General features: G+C 56.0%; 20 protein-coding genes. 14 read left to right on the top strand and 6 right to left on the bottom strand.

Annotated elements, in window-relative coordinates:
* Positions 1-240: 240 nt before the first annotated feature.
* The 5 genes from rnc (at position 241) to acpS (ending at position 3,751) form a co-directional block, all read left to right on the top strand.
* Positions 241-921 (top strand): ribonuclease III, encoded by a 681-nt coding sequence (gene rnc / locus FCL49_RS20310; protein ID WP_012146375.1) that lies wholly within the window; start codon positions 241-243, stop codon positions 919-921.
* A complete protein-coding gene (gene era, locus FCL49_RS20315; RefSeq protein WP_012146374.1) occupies positions 918-1,826 on the top strand; it encodes a GTPase Era in 909 nt (302 codons plus the stop codon). Before rnc ends, era begins: the two co-directional genes overlap by 4 nt.
* 8 nt (positions 1,827-1,834) lie before the next feature.
* The gene (recO, locus tag FCL49_RS20320) at positions 1,835-2,566 is read left to right on the top strand and encodes a DNA repair protein RecO (RefSeq protein ID WP_174354907.1); all 732 of its coding nucleotides are present in this window, start codon (positions 1,835-1,837) and stop codon (positions 2,564-2,566) included.
* A gap of 73 nt (positions 2,567-2,639) precedes the next feature.
* Positions 2,640-3,371, top strand: coding sequence for a pyridoxine 5'-phosphate synthase (gene pdxJ, locus FCL49_RS20325; protein WP_135317639.1), 732 nt, complete (start codon positions 2,640-2,642; stop codon positions 3,369-3,371).
* On the top strand, positions 3,371-3,751 hold the full coding sequence (gene acpS / locus FCL49_RS20330) for a holo-ACP synthase (protein ID WP_017893718.1): 381 nt from the start codon (positions 3,371-3,373) through the stop codon (positions 3,749-3,751). Before pdxJ ends, acpS begins: the two co-directional genes overlap by 1 nt.
* A 65-nt stretch (positions 3,752-3,816) precedes the next feature.
* On the opposite strand, the gene FCL49_RS20335 is transcribed toward acpS, so the two are convergent.
* The 3 genes from FCL49_RS20335 to FCL49_RS20345 form a co-directional block, all read right to left on the bottom strand.
* Positions 3,817-4,077 (bottom strand): YfhL family 4Fe-4S dicluster ferredoxin, encoded by a 261-nt coding sequence (locus FCL49_RS20335; RefSeq protein WP_174354908.1) that lies wholly within the window; start codon positions 4,075-4,077, stop codon positions 3,817-3,819.
* 108 nt (positions 4,078-4,185) lie between these two features.
* The gene (locus tag FCL49_RS20340) at positions 4,186-5,724 is read right to left on the bottom strand and encodes a phosphoethanolamine transferase (RefSeq protein WP_174354909.1); all 1,539 of its coding nucleotides are present in this window, start codon (positions 5,722-5,724) and stop codon (positions 4,186-4,188) included.
* Positions 5,725-5,858: 134 nt separating this feature from the next.
* Positions 5,859-6,707 carry a MurR/RpiR family transcriptional regulator gene (locus FCL49_RS20345; protein ID WP_012146368.1) on the bottom strand — a complete coding sequence of 283 codons (849 nt, stop codon included), beginning with the start codon at positions 6,705-6,707 and terminating at the stop codon, positions 5,859-5,861.
* A gap of 168 nt (positions 6,708-6,875) precedes the next feature.
* Here FCL49_RS20345 and murQ point away from each other — a divergent pair, with 168 nt between their 5' ends.
* From murQ to yfhb, 3 genes are read left to right on the top strand one after another with little or no spacing between them, the layout of a single operon-like run.
* Complete coding sequence (gene murQ / locus FCL49_RS20350; protein WP_115184002.1) at positions 6,876-7,769, top strand: N-acetylmuramic acid 6-phosphate etherase; 894 nt, start codon at positions 6,876-6,878, stop codon at positions 7,767-7,769.
* 19 nt (positions 7,770-7,788) lie between these two features.
* Positions 7,789-9,156: a PTS transporter subunit EIIC gene (locus FCL49_RS20355; protein ID WP_174354910.1), complete on the top strand. Its 1,368-nt coding sequence runs from the start codon at positions 7,789-7,791 to the stop codon at positions 9,154-9,156.
* 3 nt (positions 9,157-9,159) lie between these two features.
* Positions 9,160-9,816: a phosphatidylglycerophosphatase C gene (gene yfhb / locus FCL49_RS20360; RefSeq protein WP_174354911.1), complete on the top strand. Its 657-nt coding sequence runs from the start codon at positions 9,160-9,162 to the stop codon at positions 9,814-9,816.
* Positions 9,817-9,855: 39 nt separating this feature from the next.
* On the opposite strand, the gene yiaY is transcribed toward yfhb, so the two are convergent.
* Both yiaY and FCL49_RS20370 read right to left on the bottom strand, forming a co-directional pair.
* Entirely contained in the window at positions 9,856-11,007 is a 1,152-nt protein-coding gene (yiaY, locus tag FCL49_RS20365) for an L-threonine dehydrogenase (protein WP_174354912.1), read from the bottom strand.
* Positions 11,008-11,154: 147 nt separating this feature from the next.
* Positions 11,155-12,207 (bottom strand): DUF2157 domain-containing protein, encoded by a 1,053-nt coding sequence (locus FCL49_RS20370; RefSeq protein WP_174354913.1) that lies wholly within the window; start codon positions 12,205-12,207, stop codon positions 11,155-11,157.
* Between the two features lie 150 nt (positions 12,208-12,357).
* On the opposite strand from FCL49_RS20370, the gene tadA reads away from it, so the two are divergent.
* Positions 12,358-12,903 carry a tRNA adenosine(34) deaminase TadA gene (gene tadA / locus FCL49_RS20375; RefSeq protein ID WP_375189166.1) on the top strand — a complete coding sequence of 182 codons (546 nt, stop codon included), beginning with the start codon at positions 12,358-12,360 and terminating at the stop codon, positions 12,901-12,903.
* On the opposite strand, the gene mltF is transcribed toward tadA, so the two are convergent.
* Entirely contained in the window at positions 12,904-14,364 is a 1,461-nt protein-coding gene (gene mltF, locus FCL49_RS20380; protein WP_174354914.1) for a membrane-bound lytic murein transglycosylase MltF, read from the bottom strand. It lies immediately after the preceding gene.
* Between the two features lie 279 nt (positions 14,365-14,643).
* On the opposite strand from mltF, the gene purL reads away from it, so the two are divergent.
* The 5 genes from purL (at position 14,644) to FCL49_RS20405 (ending at position 24,727) form a co-directional block, all read left to right on the top strand.
* Positions 14,644-18,534 (top strand): phosphoribosylformylglycinamidine synthase, encoded by a 3,891-nt coding sequence (gene purL / locus FCL49_RS20385; protein ID WP_174354915.1) that lies wholly within the window; start codon positions 14,644-14,646, stop codon positions 18,532-18,534.
* 795 nt (positions 18,535-19,329) lie between these two features.
* A complete protein-coding gene (locus tag FCL49_RS20390) occupies positions 19,330-20,766 on the top strand; it encodes a sensor histidine kinase (protein WP_174354916.1) in 1,437 nt (478 codons plus the stop codon).
* 2 nt (positions 20,767-20,768) lie between these two features.
* On the top strand, positions 20,769-21,641 hold the full coding sequence (qseG, locus tag FCL49_RS20395) for a two-component system QseEF-associated lipoprotein QseG (RefSeq protein ID WP_174354917.1): 873 nt from the start codon (positions 20,769-20,771) through the stop codon (positions 21,639-21,641).
* Entirely contained in the window at positions 21,638-22,975 is a 1,338-nt protein-coding gene (gene glrR, locus FCL49_RS20400) for a two-component system response regulator GlrR (protein ID WP_012146357.1), read from the top strand. Before qseG ends, glrR begins: the two co-directional genes overlap by 4 nt.
* A 129-nt stretch (positions 22,976-23,104) precedes the next feature.
* Positions 23,105-24,727, top strand: a complete 1,623-nt coding sequence (locus tag FCL49_RS20405) for an NAD+ synthase (protein ID WP_135317625.1) — start codon at positions 23,105-23,107, stop codon at positions 24,725-24,727.
* Position 24,728 lies beyond the last annotated feature (1 nt).

Raw genomic sequence — 24,728 nt, forward strand, 5'->3', positions numbered from 1 at the left:
TACTCAAGTAAGTAACTGGGGGGAGCGAGTGCAGGTAACAACACTATAGTTTGAAAGGCGACGGGTATATTAACGCAGCATTATATTTCCACTCGTTGTAGAATACCGGCTCGAGCGATAAAAAGTTGGCTCCCTGTTGGGGGCCACTGCAAACGAAACAGCTTTGGATTGGCTTTCGGCAAAGCAGGCCTGTTCCGTATGCTGCAAGTTTTTGACGCATTCTTGATCTATTGGTAACTCATGAACCCCATCGTAATAAATAGGCTACAGCGGAAGCTGGGCTACACTTTTCAACAGCAGGAGCTCTTACTGCAAGCGTTAACTCACCGTAGCGCCAGCAGTAAACACAATGAACGTCTTGAGTTTCTGGGTGACTCCATTCTCAGTTTTGTCATCGCCAATGCGCTGTTCCAGCGTTTTCCTCGCGTAGACGAGGGCGATATGAGCCGTATGCGCGCCACGCTGGTGCGCGGTAATACGCTGGCAGAGATGGGTCGTGAGTTTGATCTGGGCGAATGTCTGCGTCTTGGCCCGGGTGAGTTGAAAAGTGGTGGATTCCGCCGCGAATCAATCCTGGCGGATACGGTGGAAGCCTTGATTGGCGGCGTGTTCCTGGATAGCGACATCCAAACTGTTGAACGACTGATTTTGGACTGGTATCGCAGCCGGTTGGACGAAATCAGCCCCGGTGATAAGCAGAAAGACCCAAAAACCCGTTTGCAGGAGTTTTTGCAGGGTCGTCATCTGCCGTTACCTTCTTATCTGGTGGTGCAGGTTCGCGGTGAGGCGCACGATCAGGAATTTACTATCCACTGTCAGGTGAGTGGTTTGAGCGAGCCCGTCGTGGGAACCGGCTCAAGCCGCCGTAAAGCCGAACAAGCGGCAGCGGAACAAGCGTTAATTAAGCTGGAGCTTGAATGAGCGAAGAGAAACAATACTGTGGTTTTATTGCGATAGTCGGTCGTCCCAACGTGGGCAAGTCCACGTTGCTGAACCAACTGCTGGGGCAAAAAGTCTCCATCACCTCGCGTAAACCACAGACGACCCGTCACCGCATTATGGGTATCGACACCGATGGCGCCTATCAGGCCATCTACGTCGACACCCCGGGTCTGCACATCGAAGAAAAACGCGCCATCAACCGTTTGATGAACCGCGCGGCCAGCAGCTCAATCGGCGACGTCGAGCTGGTGATCTTCGTTGTGGAAGGGACTAACTGGACCGCCGACGATGAAATGGTGGTCAACAAGCTGCGTAGCCTGAAATGCCCGGTCCTGCTGGCGATCAACAAGGTCGACAACGTCACCGACAAATCCAAGCTGTTGCCGCACATTGCGTTCCTCAGCCAGCAGATGAACTTCCTCGACGTAGTGCCGATTTCTGCCGAAAAAGGCATGAACGTGGATACCATCGCGGCTATCGCGCGCAAGGTACTGCCGGAAGCGGAACACCACTTCCCGGACGATTACATCACCGACCGTTCCCAGCGCTTTATGGCGTCGGAAATTATCCGTGAAAAGCTGATGCGTTTCCTGGGTGAAGAACTGCCTTACTCGGTGACGGTTGAGATCGAACAATTTGTGCCGAATGAACGTGGCGGTTACAACGTCCACGGGCTGATCCTGGTTGAGCGCGAAGGCCAGAAGAAAATGGTCATCGGCAACAAAGGCGCCAAGATCAAAACTATCGGTATCGAAGCCCGCCAGGATATGGAACAGATGTTCGAAACCAAAGTGCATCTGGAGCTGTGGGTGAAAGTGAAATCGGGCTGGGCGGACGACGAACGTGCGTTGCGTAGCCTGGGCTATACCGACGACCTGAAATAAACTATCCAATGGACGGCTGGGAGCGCGCTTTCGTCCTGCATGGACGACCGTACAGTGAAACCAGCCTGATGCTGGATATGTTTACCGAAGGTCATGGGCGGGTGCGTTTGCTGGCAAAAGGCGCGCGCAGCCGCCGTTCCAACTTAAAGGGTTGCCTGCAACCCTTTACTCCTCTGCTGGTACGCTGGGGCGGTCGTGGCGAAGTCAAAACGCTGCGTAGCGCTGAAGCGGTCTCTCTCGGTTTACCCCTTAGCGGCATGATGCTCTACAGCGGCCTGTACGTGAATGAACTGCTGTCACGGGTGCTGGAGCAGGAAGCCAACTACTCGGTATTATTCTTCGATTATCTGCAATGTTTGCAGGCGCTGGCGGCAGAAGACGTTTCGCCGGAGCAGGCGTTGCGTCAGTTCGAATTGGCCTTGCTCAATCACCTGGGCTACGGCCTGGACTTCCTGCACTGCGCCGGTAGCGGCCAGGCAGTGGATGACGGCATGACCTATCGCTACCGCGAGGAAAAAGGCTTTATCGCCAGCCTGGTGGTAGACCATTACAGCTTTACCGGCCGCGAGCTTCGTGCGTTGGCAGAGCGCCAGTTCCCGGATGTACAAACCTTGCGTGCCGCCAAACGTTTCACCCGCATGGCGCTCAAACCCTATCTGGGGGGCAAACCACTGAAGAGCCGCGAGCTGTTTCGTCAGTTTGTTCGTAAACAGCCGGACTCGCCGGTCGACGATGCCTGACCTTTTCCCCTTTTGCAGCACTGTTCCGGCGTGTAAACTACGGCCACTGAAAATCGTTTTTTAGAGGGTTGTCATGGCTGATTTGCTGCTGGGCGTCAATATCGATCACATCGCCACGTTACGTAACGCGCGCGGAACCCAATACCCGGATCCGGTTCAGGCGGCATTTATTGCCGAGCAGGCAGGGGCCGACGGGATCACCGTACACCTGCGTGAAGACCGCCGTCATATCACCGATCGCGACGTTCGCATTTTGCGCCAGACCATCCAGACGCGCATGAATCTGGAAATGGCCGTGACCGATGAAATGCTGGATATCGCCATTGAGCTGAAGCCGCACTTTTGTTGTCTGGTACCGGAAAAGCGTGAAGAAGTAACCACCGAAGGCGGACTGGACGTCGCCGGGCAGCAAGACAAGATGGCGGTCGCTGTTGAGAGCCTGACGAAGGCCGGCATTCTGGTTTCGCTGTTTATCGATCCGGATCATCGACAGATCGATGCGGCGGTCGCGGTGGGCGCGCCCTACATTGAAATTCATACCGGCGCCTATGCCGAAGCCGAAGGCGAACTGGCGGTGAAAGCCGAGCTGCATCGCATTGCTGTTGCGGCGACCTACGCCGCAGAGAAAGGCCTGAAGGTCAACGCCGGCCACGGTCTGACTTACCATAATGTTCAGCCGATCGCGGCCCTGCCGGAAATGCATGAGCTGAACATCGGTCATGCAATTATCGGCCAGGCAGTGATGTGTGGGTTGCCGGCAGCGGTGACAGACATGAAGTTACTGATGCGCGAAGCGCGTCGCTAATGGCGGTGCTGGGGCTGGGTACCGACATTGTCGAAATGGCGCGCATTGAAGCGGTCGTGGAGCGCAGTGGCGATCGTCTGGCGCGTCGCGTGCTGAGCGAGGCTGAATGGGAACTGTACCAGCAACATCAGCAGCCGGTACGCTTTCTGGCCAAGCGGTTTGCGGTGAAAGAGGCCGTCGCCAAGGCGTTTGGCACCGGTATCCGCAATGGGCTGGCGTTCAATCAGTTTGAAGTGTTCAACGACGGTCTCGGCAAGCCGAATATTCGCCTGCATGCTCGCGCCGCCGAGCTGGCGCAGGAAATGGGGGTAACCTCAATTCATGTCTCGCTGGCGGATGAACGCCGCTATGCCTGTGCCACAGTGATTATCGAAGGGTAACAATTTCATCCGGCTACAAAACTAAAGGGCGCCTGTTGGCGCCCTTGTTGATCTGACCGCTGCGGTCAGAGTCGGTCGGCGTGGTGCAGCACCACAAACTTGTCCCACAGCTGTTCGTTGGTTTCGTTGTGCTGCGGATCAACCACAATGGTGTTATCGATCGGGCACACCTGCTGGCAGGTGGGAATATCGTAATGGCCGACGCATTCGGTACAGCGATCGGTATCAATCTGGTAGATATCCTCGCCCATCGAAATGGCCTGATTAGGGCATTCGGGTTCGCACATATCGCAGTTGATGCATTTTTTGGTAATCAGCAGTGCCATGTCAGTTATCTTTTAATCGGTGCACACGCACAGGCGCGCAATCTATCATAAAACCCATTTTCCCGGGCGCTTTTCCACCTGTAGCAGCAGATGCGCTTAACCGGGCCGTCATAGTAACTCCGGCGGGTCGTTGGCCAACTGATCAAAATCAACCATTTCCTGACCATTGAAGACGTGCCTCTTGCCTTGCGCCGTTACCGCTGAAGACAATTGTGGCCGGGTAATGGTAATCCCCGCCTGTTGAGCAAACAGACTGAGGAAATCAAAGGCACTGTGCGGATCCTCAATAAGGGTCCGTTGTCGGTCCGAATCAGAAAGCACCAGCAGTGGCACTTCATAATTCTGCCAATAATTGCCACCGTGGCGCAGGTAAAGTTTACCGTCAATTTCTCGGTGAGAAAGGCCGTGGTCAGAAAAATAGATTAATTTAAACGGTGAGTGAGTCGTTTGCAGCATCTGATAAGCATGCTCGATGAAGCGGTCTGTCTTGCGGTAGGTTGAAAGATAACAAGCGAGCTCAGCGTTATCGCTGGTGAAAACCGGCAGTTCGTCACCGAGGCGTTCGCAAAAGTCTGAGTGAGACCCCATGATATGCAACACATACAGATTTCCCAGACCATTGTTAGCCAATGCCCTTTGTAGCAAGGGTAACAGCTCATCATCATCGGTATTACGTGACTGATAGTCCCCTTTTTTCAGGAAACGACGTTCATCACTGAACATGGCTATTTTGGAAACCGGTGAATCAAATTGGCCAAGCAACCCTTGATTGGAAAACCAATGGGTGTGTAATCCAGCAGCTTTCGCCAGCGTAATAATATTATCTGCAATAAAACTGTTTCTCCCCTCGCTCATTGCCAGGGTTCTGGGCAATGATTCGAACGTGTTCGGTGCAGTGGAAATATAATTACTGTAAAAGGTCCCGTTTACGTTATCCAGAAAAGGGGTAGTCGGCGTCGGGTAACCGAATAATGACATGTAATCCCTACGCATGCTTTCGCCAACGATTACCACATAGTTAGCTTGGTTGCTATTCCCTGCGTCCACTATCCAGTCAGGGTGAGCCAAGGTGCCGATTTCAATTTCTGCCATTTGTTGGTTATAGCTCTGGTACGAAGAAATTAGCGAGGAAAAGAAGTTCACTAATTTAAGATTTTCCACTCCCCCACTGAGTATTCTGGCGAACAGCAAAACGATAAAAATCACCAAAAATGGCAATGTTTTTTTAGTCGGGAGTGGCCGCTGCCAGCTATAGCGAGCAAGAATAAACAATGTGAGCAGTGTGGCGCAGGGTAACAGATAGCAGCCGGCAGGTATGGCGTGCAGAAACTCGATGGCTTCCGCCCGGTTGGTTTGAAACAGGGCCGACACCACAGAGACTGAAGGCGGGCCGTAAATCACGCCTACGGGGGCATAAAGGGCACAGAATAGAATGTAGGGGATGACCAGAAAATATCGAGTGAGGGGGATTACAGATAATAATAACAGGCTAAGTGATATAAACAGGATATCAATCCCTTTGGCGCCCCCATACCCCATCGCTTTTATTAATATCAACGAAGCGACAACAAATAGCAAAAAATTGCGGATCATTGGGGATGTTGCGAGTATGTGGGTTCTATTTAAAATTACTGTATGTGTTTTCATTAAACTCTATTATCAATATATTGCTGTCCATGCCTGTTTAAATTCCGGTCGGGATTTAAACAATAAACGCCACACACTCTATTTTTAGATGTGTTTTTTATATTCTGGTGTTTGTGGCATGGGCATTATACGACTCAGACGAGTTTTTTCACTAATTGTTCGCTGTGTTTTATTCTATCGCGGGCGTGATCAAGATCGTGCTGAATTAAGGCCATAAACAGCAGATCGGTGAGGGCATATTGAGCGGTGCTGGAAGAGATAGCCGCGCTGCGGGTGTTGGGTTCTTCGGCGATGGTATATAAGCAGTGGTCGGCGCGTTGCTGCAGGCCGTTCGGTGAGAAGCTGGTCAGCGCCAGTACTTTAGCGCCGGCCAGGCGGGCTTCTTCTGCCGCCAGGTTGATTTCCCGTCGTTCGCCGCTAAATGAAATAGCCAACAGCAAATCCCGTTTGTCCAGCGCCTGAACCGTTGCCAACTGGACGTGCATATCCTGCTCGGCTACTGCCATCACGCCAATTTTAAGTAACTTGTAGGAGAAATCTTTGGCGACCAGGCCGGAAGCCCCAATCCCCAGCAAAATAACCCTTCGTGCCTGACGTAACATTTCCAGTGCCTGATGCAGGCGTTCCTCACTGTTGATATCCAGCGTGGCGCGCAGCGCTGCCTGTTTTTCTACCAACAGTTTTTCACCGACGGTTTTCAAGGCATCACTGCTGAGGATCTGGTTATGTACCGTAACTACGGGGGCGGTCTGCGGTTGGGCCAGGGTCTCGCTCAGCGCCAGTTTTAGTGCCGGGAAGCCTTTGTAACCCATCTTCTGAGCAAACTTCACCACGCTCGACTGACTGATGCCCGCCAGTTGGGCCAGCTTTTGCGAGCTGAGATGGCGCGCCTGTTCGGCGTTATGCAGCAGAAAGTCCGCCAGCTTGCGGTCATTTTGAGCCAAAGTTGGATACATCTGGCGAATACGAAGAAGGGTACTCATTGATAATTCCCTGGAAACCAGACGTCATTCTGCCACGCCGAGGGCGAAAACGCGCAGTGAAAATTTTTTGTGAGCCAGTCTCTAAAATAGCAAAAAGCGCTCGCTTTGTTGAATAAAATATTCAAATAATGATTTTAGTTTGTGAATTAAAAATTCAAAGGTGAAAAAATGAACTTGGGCGCATTAGTATCCGAAACCCGCAATCCGGCGACCATGGGGCTCGACGAGATGTCGACGCTGGAGATGGTGAGCTGCTTTAACCAGGAAGACCGCAAAGTACCGGAGGCGATTGAAAAAGTATTGCCGGCCATCGCACAAGCGGTAGATCTGGCGGCCGCGGCGTTGAAGGCCGGTGGGCGGTTGATTTATCTGGGTGCTGGCACCAGCGGCCGCCTTGGGGTGTTGGATGCCTCCGAATGTCCGCCGACCTTTGGCGTGCCGCATGGCATGGTGATCGGGTTGATTGCCGGTGGCCCAGGCGCGTTGCTTAAAGCGGTAGAAGGCGCAGAGGATGATGCGGCGCTGGGTGAGGCTGATCTCGTCGCGCTGGATTTGACCGCCACCGACATGGTGGTAGGGCTGGCAGCATCCGGGCGGACGCCTTATGTGATTGGCGCACTGCGCTATGCCCGCCAATTGGGCTGCCCGACGGCGGCGATTTCCTGCAACCCGGATTCGCCGATTGCCCATGAGGCGCAGGTGGCGATTTCTCCGGTGGTGGGGCCGGAAGCCCTGACCGGTTCGACGCGTTTGAAGTCCGGCACTGCACAGAAACTGGTGCTGAACATGCTGTCGACCGGTGCGATGGTCAAACTGGGTAAAGTTTATGAAAACCTGATGGTGGACGTGAAGGCTACCAACGTAAAACTGGTGGATCGCGCCTGCCGCATCGTGGTGGAAGCCACCGGTGCCGAGCGCAGTCAGGCCGAAGCGGCGTTGACGCAGACCGGTTTTGAAGTCAAACCGGCAATCCTGATGATTCTGGCCGGTATCGACGCACAAGAGGCGCAGCAGCGCTTACAACAGCATGACGGCTATTTGCGCGCGGCATTGACGCGCTAAACCACACCTGGGGCGGGCGATGGACAAGACAACGGCACTGGCGACACAGATCCTGGCGGGCATTGGCGGTGAGGAGAATATCCTCCGGCTGGAAAACTGCATGACACGAGTCCGTGTCGAGGTTAACGACGAGCAACGCCTTGACCTGGTGGCGCTCAAGCAGTTGCCGGGCATTAAGGGCTATATCAAACAGGGTGAACAACACCAGTTTATCGTCGGCCCAGGGGCCGCCGCCAAGGTGGTCGATGCCATGCGTTCACTGCTCACCGGCGCACCGGCTGCTGTGGCTAGCGGAGATCATGTCGCCCGTAACAAGGCGCAAGCCAAACAAAAGTATGCTGCGCCAATGAGCGGTGCGCTGAAAAAGCTGGCCGATGTCTTTATTCCGTTGATACCGGCGTTCATCGCCTCCGGCCTGATTACCGGCATCATCAACCTGCTGAAACGGCCGGATATTGCCGGCGAACTGGCGTTAAATTATCCCAACGTGCTGGGGCTGCTGGCTATTTTTGGCAGCGCAGTATTCGCCATCATGAATATTCTGGTCGGGGTTAACGCCGCCAGGGTGTTTGGCGGTTCTCAGGCGATGGGCGGCGTTATGGCCGGTATCCTTTCCAGCCCGGCGTTGGCGCAAATCACCCTGTTTGGTGAGGCATTGCAGCCTGGTCGTGGCGGGGTGATTGCGGTGCTGCTGGTGGTGGCGCTGATGTGCTGGGTAGAAAAGCGCCTGCGTCATTGGCTGCCTGAGTCGATTGAGCTGATCCTCAATCCGCTGATCACCACGCTGGTGACCGCGTCGTTGGCGATTGTGATCCTGCAGCCGTTGGGCGGCTATATTTCTGATGCTATCGCCCACGGTGCTAACCTGGCGATCGACAAAGGGGGGTTGCTGGTGGGCGCAGTGCTGTCCGGGCTGTTCCTGCCGTTGGTGCTGTCCGGTTTACATCAGGGTCTGGTGCCGATCCACGTCGAACTGGTGCAGGCACACGGTTCCAACCCACTGTTGCCGATTTTGGCGATGGCGGGCGTCGGTCAGGTCGGGGCGGCGCTGGCCGTATTAATGAAAACCCGTAATGCACGGCTGAAAAAGGTAATAAAAGGGGCGTTGCCGGTCGGCATTCTCGGCATTGGCGAACCTTTGATTTTCGGGGTGACCTTACCGCTGGGCAGGCCCTTTATTGCCGCTTGTCTCGGCGGTGCGGTGGGTGGGGCGCTGATCAGCTACTGGAAGGTGGCGACGGTGATCACCTTCGGTATCTCGGGTTTACCTTTGGCGTTAACCATTGTCTCGGGTAAGGTGATGTTGTATCTGACGGGGCTGGTGATTACCATTGCCGCTGGATTTATTTTCACCTGGATAATGGGATTCAACGATCCTGAGGAGTAGCGCTTGAGCGAGAAACAGAGCCAACAGGCCGCGGAAGGCCGCCGTGTGGTGTTCTTTGATCTGGACGGCACGCTGCATCAGGAAGACATGTTTGGCAGTTTCTTGCGTTTCTTGTTGCGCCATCTGCCATTGAATCTGTTGCTGGTGGTGCCGTTGTTGCCGGTTGTCGGGCTGACGCTGTTGGTGATGGGCCGTGCCGCCCGCTGGCCGATGAGCGTGCTGCTGTGGTCGATTACCTTTGGTCGCTCAGAGGTCCGCTTAAAGGCGCTGGAACAGCGCTTTGTCAGTTATTTCCGCGATAAGGTGACCGCCTTCCCGGTGGTGCAAATGCGTCTGCGCCAGTACCTTGAAGTGCATGATGCACAGGTATGGCTGATCACCGGTTCGCCGGAGCGTCTGGTGGAACAGGTGTATCAGGACTCTGCTTTTTTACCGCAGGTCAACCTGGTAGGTAGCCGTATTGTACGGCGTTACGGTGGTTGGGTGCTGGCTCTGCGTTGCCTGGGGATACAGAAGGTGACTGAGTTGGAACAGCGTCTCGGTACGCCGCTCAAGCTATACAGTGGCTATAGCGACAGCAAGCAGGATAACCCTTTGCTGTATTTCTGCGAGCACCGCTGGCGGGTCAGTAAGCTGGGTGAGTTGCAACAGCTGGAATAGCAAAAGGGCGGATTATCCGCCCTTTTATATTTTTGAAGCTTACATAGCCGCGCGGAAGATGGCGACAATCTGTTCGTGGGTGGCTTGTATCGGGTTGGTGAAGCCGCAGGCATCTTTCAACGCGTTGGCCGCCAGCGTATCGAAATCCTGTTCTTTCACTTTTAAATCGAGCAGCCCAGCCGGGATACCGACGTCTTTTGCCAGCAAACGAATGGCGGCGATACAGGCAGCAGCGCCCTGTGGGTCGTTAAGATGCTTCACATCCAGCCCCATGGCGACGGCGATGTCTTTCAGTCGTGGTGCACAAACCCGGGCGTTGAACTCCTGCACGTGTGGCAGCAGCACCGCGTTACATACCCCATGCGGCAGATCGTAGAAACCGCCGAGTTGGTGCGCCATGGCGTGCACATAACCGAGAGAAGCGTTGTTGAAGGCCATTCCGGCCAGGAACTGGGCATAGGCCATATTTTCACGCGCCTGCATATTGCTGCCGTCGGCGACCGCGTCGCGCAGCGATTCGGCAATCATGGTGACGGCTTTCAGCGCGCAGGCGTCGGTAATCGGGTTGGCGGCGCTGGAAACATAGGCTTCAATCGCGTGGGTTAATGCATCCATCCCGGTGGCGGCGGTCAGTCCTTTTGGCATGCCGGCCATCAGGTGCGGATCGTTGACCGACAGGATTGGGGTGACGTGTTTATCGACAATCGCCATTTTGATGTGGCGTGCTTCGTCGGTAATGATGCAAAAACGGGTCATTTCGGAGGCGGTGCCGGCGGTGGTGTTGATGGCAATCATCGGCAACTGCGGTTTGGCAGAGCGATCGACACCTTCATAATCCTTGATCTCCCCGCCGTTGGTCGCGACCAGCGCGATACCTTTGGCGCAGTCGTGTGGCGAGCCGCCGCCAAGAGAAACTACGCAATCGCAGCGGTGTTCTTGCAGCAGGGCCAGACCCTGCTTCACGTTAAGGGTAGTTGGGTTAGGGTGGGTGCCGTCATAAACGCAGCTTTCAATCTGTTGGGCGGCAAGTAACTGTTGAACCTGAGCGACCACGCCAATGTTATTCAGCACTTTGTCGGTCACGATCAATGCGTGGCGCAATCCTTGTTGCTTCATGGTGTTTGCCGCTTCGTTCAGACAGCCGGAACCGATCATATTGACGGAAGGGATAAAGAAAGTTGAGGCAGCCATAACTCACTCCTTGATAAAAGCTTTATTGCTTGCCTCAAACATTACTCCGCTAATTATTAAGCGTTTATGATCTATCGCAATTTCGCGCTATACCCGCTGTCTTTTAAACCACCCTGTTGTTAGCTGCGCAGCAGAAGTGGCCTGATGTTAATCATCGGTCAGGTCGTGCGGTTTGCGGCCCAGTTGCCATATTTTTTCAGCGTAGTGGCCTAATGCCCACAGGCTCAGGCCGAGCAGCACAAAGAAAATCGCCTTCGGCATCGCGCCCCAGAAAAATTCGAAGAAGCGGGTATAGAGGTTAATGCCAAGGAAAGTCAGGCCGAATCCGCGCAACATGCCGTCGTCACGTTTCAGCCCCAGCCAAATGCAGCCGATGGCGACCAGGCCGAACAACAGGCTCCAGTGGAACAGTTCAATCTGACGCGCGTTGTACCAACTGTCGAGGTCACCATAGTTGCCAAAGATTGACAGCAACCACAGGGCAATAAACAGATACAACAAGCCCATCGCCAGGGAAACTCGTTCCAGCCCGCGGCTGGCGAGCACCGGTCGTAACAGCAAGGCCGCGGCGATCAGGACCACCCCGAAGGCGATAAAGCGCATCGGGAAGCTCATGCCCAGCCAATAAGCGCCCCAGCCGGACATATAACCGGTTTCGGCGCCGAAGGCGTTGCCGAGTGACAGCAGGGCAAACCACCACACCAACCCGGAGCGGCTGAACCAGCCAATCACGCCATACAATAGGGCGGCGAATATCAGCAGCAGCGAAACCCGGCCGCTGCCGTTATCCAGCCAGACGCCCATCTGCCACAGGGCACAGGCGGTAAACAGCACGGCAACGAACAGCGCGGCCTCATTACCGTAGCGTTTCTCCGGATGGTGCCGACGGCGACGCAGCGCCCAGACATAGCAAAGTGCGGCTACCACGGCTGTGATAGTCATGCGCACCGGTGCGTCGAAGCGGAACAGCTCGCTCAAACGATAAAGCAGCTCGCTGTCGGCGAACAGGCTGCTGATGGCAATCACCAGCGAAGCCAGCGCGGCGAGAAACGCATAACGCGCCAGTCGTCGCCAGTCGAAGGGCTGCACTTCGAGATGTTGCAACAGCTGTTGCTGCTGTTGTGTGGTTAATGCCCCTTCACCGACCCAACCGTCCAGCGCCTTGCGCACCACGACGGCATTCTTTTTGCTGAATTTCATGTTTCCTGTCCCTGAAAAACACTGTTATTCAATCAGTATATACCCGTTGTATTTCAAGCAGCAGAGTTCAACTTTGCTCCCACCTGTAGGGGGCGAATATATTCGCCCCGGCTAACACGGGCGCAGCATGCAGCGCCCCTACTGTGTATAATGCCCGCCGCAAAGTGCACGAGGAATGATGCAATGACTGAATATAACGATGAATACTGGATGCGTCAGGCATTGCGGTTGGCCCTGCGTGCGCAGGAAGAGGGTGAAGTACCGGTAGGTGCACTGCTGGTGCTGGATAATCAGGTGATTGGCGAAGGCTGGAACCGGCCGATTGGCCGCCACGATCCGACGGCGCATGCGGAGATCATGGCGTTACGGCAGGGCGGGGCGGTGCTACAGAACTACCGTCTGCTGAACGCGACCCTGTACGTGACCCTGGAACCCTGCGTCATGTGCGCCGGGGCGATGGTGCACAGCCGCATTCGTCGGTTGGTGTACGGTGCGGCCGATGTAAAAACCGGTGCGGCAGGGTCGCTGGTGGATATTTTGCGCCACCCGGGCATGAATCATCAGGTGGAGATCCTGTCCGGCGTGCTGGCCGAGGAGTGCGCCGCTACTCTGAGCAACTTTTTCCGTATGCGTCGTGAGCAGCAAAAGGCGTTGAAACAAGCGCAGCGCACCGATGTAGATAATAAGCCGGAATAATCAGAAATTCAGTGCCAGTTCCGGCGTCACGGCCGGATAGCCTTTCCCCAGTTCGGCCTGTTCGGCCGCTTCCTGTGCCGCTTTTCTCTCTTTTTCCAGCAAGTAACCCACCAAACTGACCTGATAGCGGCGAATGTTTTCCACGTAGTTATAGGCTTCGCGCCCACGCGCATAGCCGTAGGTTAATTGCGGGTAGTAGCGTTTCTGGCTGAGCATCGGCAGGCGTTGTTTGACGTCGACCCAGCTGTCCGGATTACCTTTTTGCATTTTGGTCAGTTTACGGGCATCGAGCATATGGCCCCAGCCCATGTTGTAGGCCGCCAGTGAGAACCAGATACGCTCATCTTCCGGCACGCTGTCGGGCACCTTGGCCATCAGCCTTTGCAGGTAAAGGGCACCGCCCTGAATGCTTTCCTCGGGATCGAGACGATCGTTAACCCCCAGGCCGTCGGCAGTGGCTCGTGTCAGCATCATCAGGCCACGCACGCCGGTCGGTGAGGTTGCCTGCGGGTTCCAGTGTGATTCCTGATAGGCAATGGCCGCCAATAGCTTCCAGTCGATCTCGCTAGCATATTTTTCGAACAATGAGCGGAAGGTCGGCAGTACCGAATCGATGGCGGACAGGAAGGTCTTGGTGTCGACGTAATCGAAACTGCCTACGTGGCCGAGGTACTTCTCTTCCAGCCGCGCCAACGTGCCGTCGTCAACCATCTGGCTGTAGAAGTCCAGCATGGCAGCATACAGGCTGTCGTCGGTGCCACGCTTAAGGTACCAGGTAACCGGTTCTTCATCGGTGACGTCGAAGGCCACCGCCAATTGCGGGTGGATGCGTTGCAGCAGCGCGATGGTAACGGAATCGCCGAGGGTATAATCCAGCTTACCGTCGGCCACCTGTTCCAACAGCTCTTTGGAGGTGAGATCGCTGGAGGCTTCCCAACTGAGATCCGGGAATTTACTTTGCTTGAGCTGTTTCAGGGTGCTGACGTGTGCCGAGCCGGAGGCCACCGCCAGTTTGCCTTTAATGTCGGCAAAGGTTTTCGGCCGGGCAGTACCCAGGCGATAAACCAACTGTTGGGAAACGGAATAATAGGCCGGGCCGGTGCGCGCGCGGCTGAGGCGATCCTGATTGTAGATCAGACCTGCGGCCAACAGGTCGGCATCGTCATCGTCCAGATCGTCAAACAGGTCATTAATGTTCTTGTGCGGGATCACCACCAGTTTCACGCCCAGGTAGTTGGCAAAGCGTTTCGCCAACTCGTAGTCGAGGCCGCTCGGCCCCTGCTTGGTGGTGAAATAGGTTAACGGCGAGTTTAGCGTACTGATACGCAACTCTCCGCGCGATTTGATCTCTTCGAGTTGCCCGCCCTGGCCGCCGCGCCAGGTAATATTGGGCCACAGGGCGAGCGCCAGAAGCAAGGTAACAACACCGATTAGAATGTAGTTTATTTTAAGGCGTTTCAAATAGTTATCCAGTGGTGGCACACATGCACTGCTGACGGCTGCTAAGCACTTTCTTATGGTTAAATCACCAGTGCCGGGGCATTTTGCGCAACAAAACGCCAGCGTGCAACTTTATTGACACGTTATGACAATTCGAGTGTGCGGAGAGCTTTTATCAATAATAGCTACGCAAACGGTTTCGTCGGCGGCGTAGATTCTCTATAATGGCGCGCGTTTTCCCCCTGTTGCGCCCAATGAAGTGCTGAAGTCAGTTGCTTCGAAGACGAGAGAACTTTGATTATGGAAATACTGCGTGGTTCGCCCGCTTTGTCGGCTTTTCGTGTTACCAAACTGCTGTCCCGTTGCCAGGACGCTCACCTTCCTGTCAGTGATATCTACGCCGAGTACGTCCACTTTGCTGATGTTAGCGCACCGCTAAATACCGAAGAGCACGCCAAGCTCGCGCGCCTGCTCAAGTACGGCCCCTCTCTCGCCGAACATGCCCCTGAAGGCCGCCTGCTGTTGGTGACGCCGCGTCCGGGTACCATTTCTCCATGGTCTTCCAAAGCCAGCGATATCGCCCATAACTGCGGTTTGAAGCAGGTGCTGCGGCTGGAGCGCGGTCTGGCGTTCTACGTCAAGGCAGAGACGCTGACCGAAGCCCAATGGCAGCAGCTTGCCGTCTTGTTGCACGACCGCATGATGGAAACCGTCTTCAGCAGCCTGCAACAGGCGGAGCAATTGTTTACCCAGCATCAGCCGGCACCTTACCAGAGGGTCGATATGCTGGGGGAAGGGCGCAGCGCGCTGGAGCAGGCTAACCTCAAGCTGGGTCTGGCACTGGCCGAGGACGAAATCGACTATCTGCTGAATGCCTTTACCGGTCTGGGGCGCAACCCGACGGATATCGAACTTTACATGTTTGCGCAGGCCAACTCCGAGCACTGCCGCCATAAAATTTTCAACGCCGATTGGATCATCGACGGCGAACAGCAACCGAAGTCGCTGTTCAAAATGATCAAGAATACCTTCGAACAGACGCCGGATTACGTGCTGTCGGCTTATAAAGACAACGCGGCGGTGATGGAAGGCTCGCAGGTCGGTCGTTTCTTCGCCGCACCGGAAAGCGGCCAGTATGACTACCATCAGGAGGAAGCCCATATCCTGATGAAGGTGGAAACCCATAACCACCCAACGGCGATCTCCCCATGGCCGGGTGCCGCTACCGGCTCCGGTGGTGAGATCCGTGACGAGGGCGCAACCGGTCGCGGTGCCAAACCCAAGGCCGGTCTGGTGGGCTTCTCGGTCTCCAACCTGCGTATTCCCGGCTTTGAACAGCCCTGGGAGCAGGATTTCGGCAAGCCAGACCGCATTGTGACGGCACTGGACATCATGACCGACGGCCCATTGGGCGGTGCGGCGTTCAACAACGAATTCGGCCGTCCGGCGCTGGTGGGTTACTTCCGTACCTATGAAGAGCAGGTCAACAGCCATAACGGCGTGGAACTGCGCGGCTACCACAAGCCGATCATGCTGGCGGGCGGTATCGGTAACATTCGCGCCAACCACGTACAAAAAGCAGAAATCACCGTCGGTGCCAAACTGGTGGTGCTGGGTGGCCCGGCGATGAATATCGGCCTGGGCGGCGGCGCGGCATCATCTATGGCTTCTGGCCAGTCTGATGCCGATCTGGATTTCGCTTCGGTACAGCGCGACAACCCGGAAATGGAACGTCGTTGCCAGGAAGTGATCGACCGCTGCTGGCAGTTGGGCGAACAAAACCCGATTCTGTTTATCCACGATGTCGGCGCCGGTGGCTTGTCCAACGCCATGCCTGAACTGGTCAGCGACGGTGGCCGCGGTGGTCGTTTCGAACTGCGCGATATTCTGAACGATGAGCCGGGCATGAGCCCGCTGGAAGTCTGGTGTAACGAATCACAGGAACGATATGTGATGGCGATTGCACCGGCACAGATGGCGCAGTTTGACGAGATTTGCCGCCGTGAGCGCGCGCCTTATGCGGTGATCGGTGAAGCCACCGAAGAACAGCATCTGACGCTGAATGACAGCCATTTCGACAACCAACCGATCGACATGCCGCTGGACGTGCTGCTGGGCAAAACGCCGAAGATGACGCGTGACGTGACTCGTCTGCAGGCCAAAGGTCAGCCGCTGCAGCGTGATGAGATCACTCTGAATGATGCGGTCAACCGCGTACTGCATCTGCCGGCGGTTGCAGAGAAAACCTTCCTGATCACCATTGGCGACCGTACCGTGACCGGTATGGTGGCGCGCGATCAGATGGTAGGCCCGTGGCAGATCCCTGTCGCCGACTGCGCGGTGACCACTGCCAGTCTGGACAGCTATTACGGTGAAGCGATGTCGATCGGCGAACGTGCGCCGGTGGCCCTGCTGGACTTCGCCGCCTCTGGCCGCCTGGCGGTCGGGGAAGCGCTGACCAACCTGGCAGCGACCGAAATCGGTTCGCTCAAGCGCGTGAAGCTTTCCGCTAACTGGATGGCGGCAGCCGGTCACCCGGGTGAAGACGCCGGTTTGTATGAGGCGGTAAAAGCGGTGGGCGAAGAACTTTGTCCGGCGCTGGGTATTACTATTCCAGTGGGCAAAGACTCTATGTCGATGAAAACCCGCTGGCAGGAAGGCAACGAACAGCGCGAAATGACCTCGCCGTTGTCACTGGTGATCACCGGTTTTGCTCGTGTAGAAGATGTGCGCCACACCGTGACGCCACAGCTGCGTACTGATAAGGGCGACAGCGCACTGCTGCTGATCGACCTGGGTAACGGCCATAACGCGCTGGGTGCCACTGCGCTGGCGCAGGTTTATCGTCAACTGGGCGACAAACCGGCCGACGTGCGTAACGTTGAGCAACTGGCAGGCTTCTTCAATGCCATGCAACAGTTGGTGGCCGATCGCGCGCTGTTGGCTTACCACGACCGCTCCGACGGCGGCCTGCTGGTCACGTTGGCGGAAATGGCGTTTGCAGGCCACTGCGGCGTGCAGGTGGATATCAACGCGCTGGGCGACGACGCACTGGCTGCGCTGTTCAACGAAGAGTTGGGCGCGGTGATCCAGGTCACCAATGACCAGCTTGCTGTGGTACAGCAGGTGTTTGCTCAGCATGGCCTGGTGGACAATGTTCACCACATCGGTAGCGTGCAGGCCGGCGATCGCTTTGTGATCACACAGGGCGATAAAACGGTATACAGCGAAAGCCGCGCTACGCTGCGCACCTGGTGGGCGGAAACCACCTGGCAGATGCAGCGCCTGCGTGATAACCCGGAATGTGCCGATCAGGAGCACCGGGCCAAGCAGGATGAACGCGACCCTGGCCTGAACGTCAAACTGAGTTTTGCTCCGGAAGAAGACATTGCTGCGCCGTATATCGCCAAGGGCGCACGCCCTAAAGTGGCGGTGCTGCGTGAGCAGGGGGTTAACTCCCACGTTGAGATGGCGGCAGCATTCCATCGCGCCGGTTTTGATGCGGTAGACGTGCATATGAGCGATTTGCTGGAAGGCCGTCGCGACCTGCAGGACTTCCATACGCTGGTGGCCTGCGGTGGCTTCTCGTACGGTGACGTACTGGGCGCCGGTGAAGGCTGGGCGAAGTCGATTCTGTTCAACGATCGCGTGCGTGACGAGTTCGAATCCTTCTTCCACCGTCCGCAAACCCTGGCGTTGGGCGTGTGTAACGGTTGCCAGATGATGTCGAACCTGCGCGATCTGATCCCAGGGGCCGAACATTGGCCGCGTTTCGTACGCAACCTGTCAGACCGTTTTGAAGCGCGTTTCAGCCTGGTGGAAGTGGCGGCCAGCCCGTCGCTGTTCATGCAGGGCATGGCGGGTTCACGTATGCCGATCGCCGTCTCGCACGGTGAAGGGCACGTCGAGGTGCGCGATGCGGCACATCTGGCGGCATTGGAGCACCATAACCTGGTGGCATTGCGCTTTGTCGATAATGCCGGTCAGGTAACGGAAACCTACCCAGCCAATCCGAACGGTTCACCGAACGGGATCACCGCAGTGACCAGCAGCAATGGCCGCGCGACGGTGATGATGCCGCATCCGGAGCGGGTATTCCGCACCGTCAGCAACTCGTGGCATCCGGAAGAGTGGGGCGAAGACAGCCCGTGGATGCGCATGTTCCGCAACGCCCGTAAGCAACTGGGCTAAGCGAGCATTTAGCGGTAGCCTGAGGGGCGCAAGAGATTGCGCCCCTTTTTATTGCTCCGCCTGCCGAGCGTTGTCGGCATTTTGCGACAGGGGCTATTTTCACTGTCTCTAAAAAGAGACACTTAACACATTGATTTTTAAGGGTGGAAAATTAATTGACTTAAGTTGTCGGTTTTTGGCGACAGGATGGCGTTTTTTTCTTCGCCGGATAGGCTACTTATTTTATAACTCTGGCGATGGTTTTATTTTTTATTTAATAATATCAATAAGTTAAAAATAACTTGAAAAGTTGGCACGCTAAGTGCATTATCCTCTCCAGTTGCTCATTCAACTATTTATGACGGCCCCGTATTTAGACGGAATTGTTGCCTCATAAGCCTCCGAATGATGCCAAAGAAATGGTGCCTATCGTCCAACCAAACCGATAACAGACGCGCAAGCGCTTTATCAAGCATCGGGCGACACGTGGAGTGAGGCACCGCCTGTATCCAACTGTGATGAGTGTTCATCAATCCCGGATACGTACGGATGCTATTCGTCCTGTTCGATGCCAGCCTGGTGCTACATCACCCTGGGGACGAGATTCAAGGGCATCCACACATTCTTGCGATGGGGCAGCCCTGCCCCAGCGTTAAATCTTCAAATTCCTGTTACCTCTCTTTCATTAGCGCCAGATCCAAACGCAAACTTCTGCCCAAGGCCCACTTGCCGGTATTTTCCTGACGCTGCGCTGAACGCCGGGCTTTCCTCTCATCGGCGACTCGGTTAGCATCAAAGCAGACTAGAGACAATGAGATGATTTCGTTGAAAAGATGGCGTTTATTTCCCCGTTCGCTGCGCCAACTGGTGCTGATGGCGTTCCTGCTGGTGCTGCTGCCATTGCTGGTGCTGGCCTATCAGGCTTACCAGAGCCTGGATCACCTCAGCGCGCAGGCGGCAGACATCAACCGCACCACGCTGGTGGATGCGCGACGCAGTGAGGCAATGACCAGCGTGGCGCTGGAAATGGAACGCAGCTACCGCCAGTATTGCGTACTGGTCGATCCCACTCTGGCGCGGTTGTACCAAAACCAGCGCAAACAGTATTCACAGATGCTCGATGCCCACGCGCCGATCCTGCCGGATGAACGTTATTATCAAACCTTGCGCGATCTGCTGACTCAGCTTGCGGCGATTAAATGCCAAAGCAGCGGCCCGGACGCACAGGCTTCGACGTTGCTGGAGTCATTCTCGCGTTCCAATGCCGAAATGGTGCAGGCCACGCGCGCCGTGGTGTTCTCTCGCGGCCAGCAGTTACAGCAGGCGATTGCCGAGCGCGGTCAGTTCTTCGGCTGGCAGGCATTGATGCTGTTCCTGGTCAGCGTGATGCTGGTGGTGTTATTCACCCGGATGATTATCGGCCCGGTAAAAGCGGTAGAGCGAATGATCAACCGTCTGGGGGAAGGGCGAGCGTTGGGCAGTACCGACACCTTCAAAGGGCCGCGTGAACTGCGTTCGCTGGCCCAGCGGATTATTTGGTTGAGTGAACGGCTGGCGTGGCTGGAGTCGCAGCGCCATGAGTTCCTGCGCCATATCTCGCATGAATTAAAGACGCCGCTGGCCAGCATGCGTGAGGGCACCGAGCTGCTGGCGGACGAAGTGGCCGGTCCGCTGACCTCCGATCAAAAAGAGGTGGTGGCCATTCTCGACGGCAGCAGCCGCCACCTGCAGCAACTGATTGAACAACTGCTGGATTACAACCGTAAACTGGCCGATGGCCCGGCAGAGCATGAGAATGTCGAGCTGGAAGAGATGGTCGAAATGGTGGTGGCGGCACACAGTTTGCCGGCCCGGGCAAAATTGATCCGCACCGAGATCCAATTGGATGCGGAAATATGCTGGGCAGAGCCTACGCTATTAATGCGTGTGCTGGATAATCTCTACTCCAATGCGGTGCACTACGGCAAGGAATCCGGTAACATTTGGATCCGCAGCCGTCAGGTTGGGCAACGGGTGCAGATTGATGTCGCCAACAGCGGCACGCCGATCCCCGAAGCCGAGAGAACCATGATTTTTGAGCCTTTTTTCCAGGGTAGTCACCAGCGAAAAGGGGCGGTAAAAGGAAGCGGTCTGGGGCTGAGCATTGCGCAGGATTGTATCCGCCGCATGCGTGGCGAACTGCAGTTGGTTGACGTCGCCGGCACAGACGTCTGCTTCCGTATTGAATTGCCATTAACCGCCGAGAATGAATAATAATGTATACATGGTCTAAACGCCTTCGTCTCTCGCAGACCGAACGTTCACCGCGTGCCACACAGGGCACGCCGCTCGGCAAGCGTCGATTTTCCTTTTTAGGCAGCGTTCTTTTTATGCCGTTTCTGTTGGCGGGTTGCGTCGATCGTGCGGTCAGCGGTGGCCTGAATCAGCCGCAGCAGGAAGCGATCCCGGACACCAAAGTGGTGGATTACCGTATCGCAGCGTGCGACAGCCTGTGGCCGCTCGATGAAAAAGACGCGCTGAATAACTCACTTTACTGGCTGCGTGCCATGGACTGCGCCGATCGCATCGGTTCAACCCAGGCTCGTGCGCTGGCGAAAACCCTGCCCGGCAATAGCTGGGACGGTATTTTCAAGCAAAGTATCCTGCTGGCCAGTGCCGAGCCGACCTCGGGCGAACGTCGCCAGATGATCGACCGCCTGAACAGTTATCGCATGGAGTTCCCAAGCTCACTGCGCCCGCTGTTACAGCTGTGGCGTCAACAGCAGGTGCTGCAGATCACCCTGTTTGATGAAAAGGCGCGCTATCAGCACCTGCAGGAAAGCTCCGACAGTCAGATAGATACGCTGCGTCAGAGTCAGGTGCGTTTGCAGGCGCAATTGCAGGACACCTCGCGCAAGCTGGAAAACCTGACCGATATCGAACGCCAGCTCTCTTCGCGCAAGCAGATGCAGAGTGACATCCCGGACAACAGCGGAACGCAGCAAAAAACCGACGCCACGGGCAAGAAAGTCGCGCCGGCCAAGGCTGCAGAACCGGATGCTGAACCTGAGAAGGGTACCGCTTTGCCGGTGGAGCCGGAAGATACCTACGCGCCGCCCCCCGCTAACAAGGAGTCTCACGCGCAATGACCGCACGCAAACCGGCCAATTTGTTATTGGTTGACGACGATCCCAGCCTGCTTAAGCTGCTGGGAATGCGCCTGACCAGCGAAGGTTTTCATGTCACCACCGCCGAAAGCGGCCAGGAAGCGCTGCGCCTGTTAGGGCGCGAGAAGATTGATCTGGTGATCAGCGACCTGCGGATGGATGAAATGGACGGCATGGCGCTGTTTGCCGAAATCCAAAAGCATCAGCCTGGCATGCCGGTGATCATCCTGACCGCCCATGGCTCAATTCCGGACGCGGTGGCGGCTACCCAGCAAGGGGTGTTCAGCTTCCTGACCAAACCGGTGGATCGCGATGCGCTGTACAAAGCCATCGACGATGCCCTGTCGCTGTCACTGCCGGCCGGTGATGACAGTTGGCGTGAAGACATCGTCACCCGCAGCCCGATTATGCTGCGCCTGCTGGAGCAGGCAAAAATGGTGGCGCAGTCTGATGTCAGCGTACTGATTAACGGCCATAGCGGCACCGGTAAAGAGGTGTTGGCGCAGGCGATCCACGGCGCCAGTCCTCGCGGTAAAAAGGCGTTTATCGCCATTAACTGCGGTGCATTGCCGGAGCAACTGCTGGAGTCCGAGCTGTTTGGTCATGCCAAAGGGGCCTTCACCGGTGCGGTCAGCAGCCGCGAAGGGTTGTTCCAGGCGGCAGCCGGCGGCACGCTGTTCCTCGACGAGATCGGCGATATGCCGCTTTCGCTGCAGGTTAAGCTGTTGCGCGTATTGCAGGAGCGCAAGGTGCGCCCGCTGGGCAGCAACCGCGATCTGGACATTGACGTCCGCATCATTTCCGCCACCCACCGCGATCTGCAAAAGGCGATGGCGAAAAACGAATTCCGCGAGGATTTGTACTACCGCCTGAACGTGGTGAACCTGAAGATCCCGGCGTTGAATGAGCGTGCCGAGGATATCCCGCTGCTGGCCAATCATCTGCTGCGCGAATCTGCCAAGCGCCACAAACCCTTTGTCCGCAGCTTCTCAACGGATGCCATGAAACGCCTGATGACCGCCACCTGGCCGGGCAACGTGCGCCAACTGGTGAACGTGATCGAACAGTGTGTGGCCCTGACCTCTGCGCCGGTGATCAGCGAAGCGCTGGTTGAGCAGGCATTGGAAGGGGAAAACACCGCCTTGCCGACCTTTGTCGAGGCGCGTAATCAGTTTGAATTGCACTATCTGCGCAAACTGTTGCAGATCACCAAGGGTAACGTGACCCAGGCCGCGCGTATGGCGGGCCGTAACCGTACCGAGTTTTATAAGTTGCTGTCGCGCCATGAACTGGACGCCAACGATTTTAAAGAATGATGTTTTCCGCCGTAGCCTGCGCACGCAGGTTCTCAACAAATGCGGCGGAATGATTTACACTCCGTTCTCTTGTTAGTGGCGTGGCCCAACACAGAGCACCATGGAACGTATTAAGCGGGATCCTAAACAATGAGCAGATCACTTTCCATCGCACTGGCCCAGCTGAATTTGCTGGTCGGTGACATTGAAGGCAACACCGAACGCATGTTGCAAACCGTGCAAGAGCAGCAGAAGGCGGGAGCCGATCTGGTCATGTTCACCGAGTTGGCGCTCTCCGGCTATCCGCCGGAAGACCTGCTGTACCGCAACGATTTTTATCAGCGCTGTGACGCGCAGCTGCAGCGTCTGCAGCAGGCCTCTGCCGAGGTCGCCATTCTGGTTGGCCATCCGTGGCGCGAAGGCGACAAGCTGTATAATGCGCTGTCGCTGTTTTCTGAAGGACAGCTGCTGGCGCGTTACTTCAAGCAGCAGTTGCCGAACTACGGCGTTTTCGATGAGAAACGCTACTTCCAGGCCGGCAGTGAAACCTGCGTGGTTGAGCTGAAAGGCTATCAACTGGGCCTGCTGATTTGCGAAGATCTGTGGTTCCCGGAGCCGGTCGATGCCGCCAAGGCTGCCGGTGCCGAAATGATTTTGTCGATCAATGCCTCACCGTACAATCGCGAAAAGCCTTACATCCGCAAGACGCTGATGGCCGGCCATTGCCAGCGTACCCATCTGCCGCTGGTGTATCTCAACCAGATTGGCGGGCAGGATGAACTGATTTTCGACGGTTGTTCGAAGGTGTTCGATGCGGCCGGCAATATGACCCATCGGCTGACGGCGTTTGCCGAGCAGGTAACCCTGCTTGAGCTCAATGAGCTGGAGGTGGTGCCAATGACCGCACCGGCCGCCGAGCTGCCACAGCTGGCGCAGGTGTACGAAGCTCTGGTATTGGCCGTGCGTGATTACGTCACTAAAAACGGCTTTAAGGGCGCGGTGCTGGGGTTGTCTGGCGGTATCGATTCGGCGCTGACGTTGGCGATTGCCGTTGATGCCTTGGGCAAAGATAAAGTGCAGGCGCTGATGATGCCGTTCCGCTACACCGCGGATATCAGCATCGCCGATGCCAAAGAAGAGGCGGAAATCCTCGGCATTGAATTCGATATCGTCTCGATTGAACCTATGTTCGACGCCTTTATGGGTCAACTGACGCCAATGTTTGCCGGTACCGAACGCGACACTACCGAAGAAAACCTGCAGGCACGCTGCCGCGGCGTGGTGTTGATGGCGCTGTCCAACAAGCGCCGTAGCATCGTGCTGACCACCGGCAACAAAAGCGAGATGGCCGTAGGCTACGCCACGCTGTATGGTGATATGGCAGGCGGCTTCGACGTACTGAAAGACGTACCGAAAACGCTGGTGTTCAAACTGTCTGAATACCGCAATACTGTTTCTTACGTGATCCCGCAGCGGGTTATCGATCGTCCACCGTCCGCAGAACTGGCACCGGATCAGCTCGATCAGGACAGCCTGCCGCCGTACGACATTCTGGATGCGATTCTGGAAGGTTACGTCGAACGTGATAAGTCGGTTGCCGATCTGGTGGCCGAAGGCTTCGACGAGGCGATCGTGCGCAAGGTTATCCGCCTGGTGGATATCAACGAATACAAACGGCGTCAGGCTGCCGTTGGGCCGCGCATCACCGCCCGCAATTTCGGCAAAGACCGCCGCTACCCAATCACATCCGGCTTTGGCCGCAAAAATTGGTAAA

The organism is Serratia proteamaculans, assembly GCF_013337185.1.
Taxonomy (GTDB): Bacteria; Pseudomonadota; Gammaproteobacteria; order Enterobacterales; family Enterobacteriaceae; genus Serratia; species Serratia proteamaculans_D.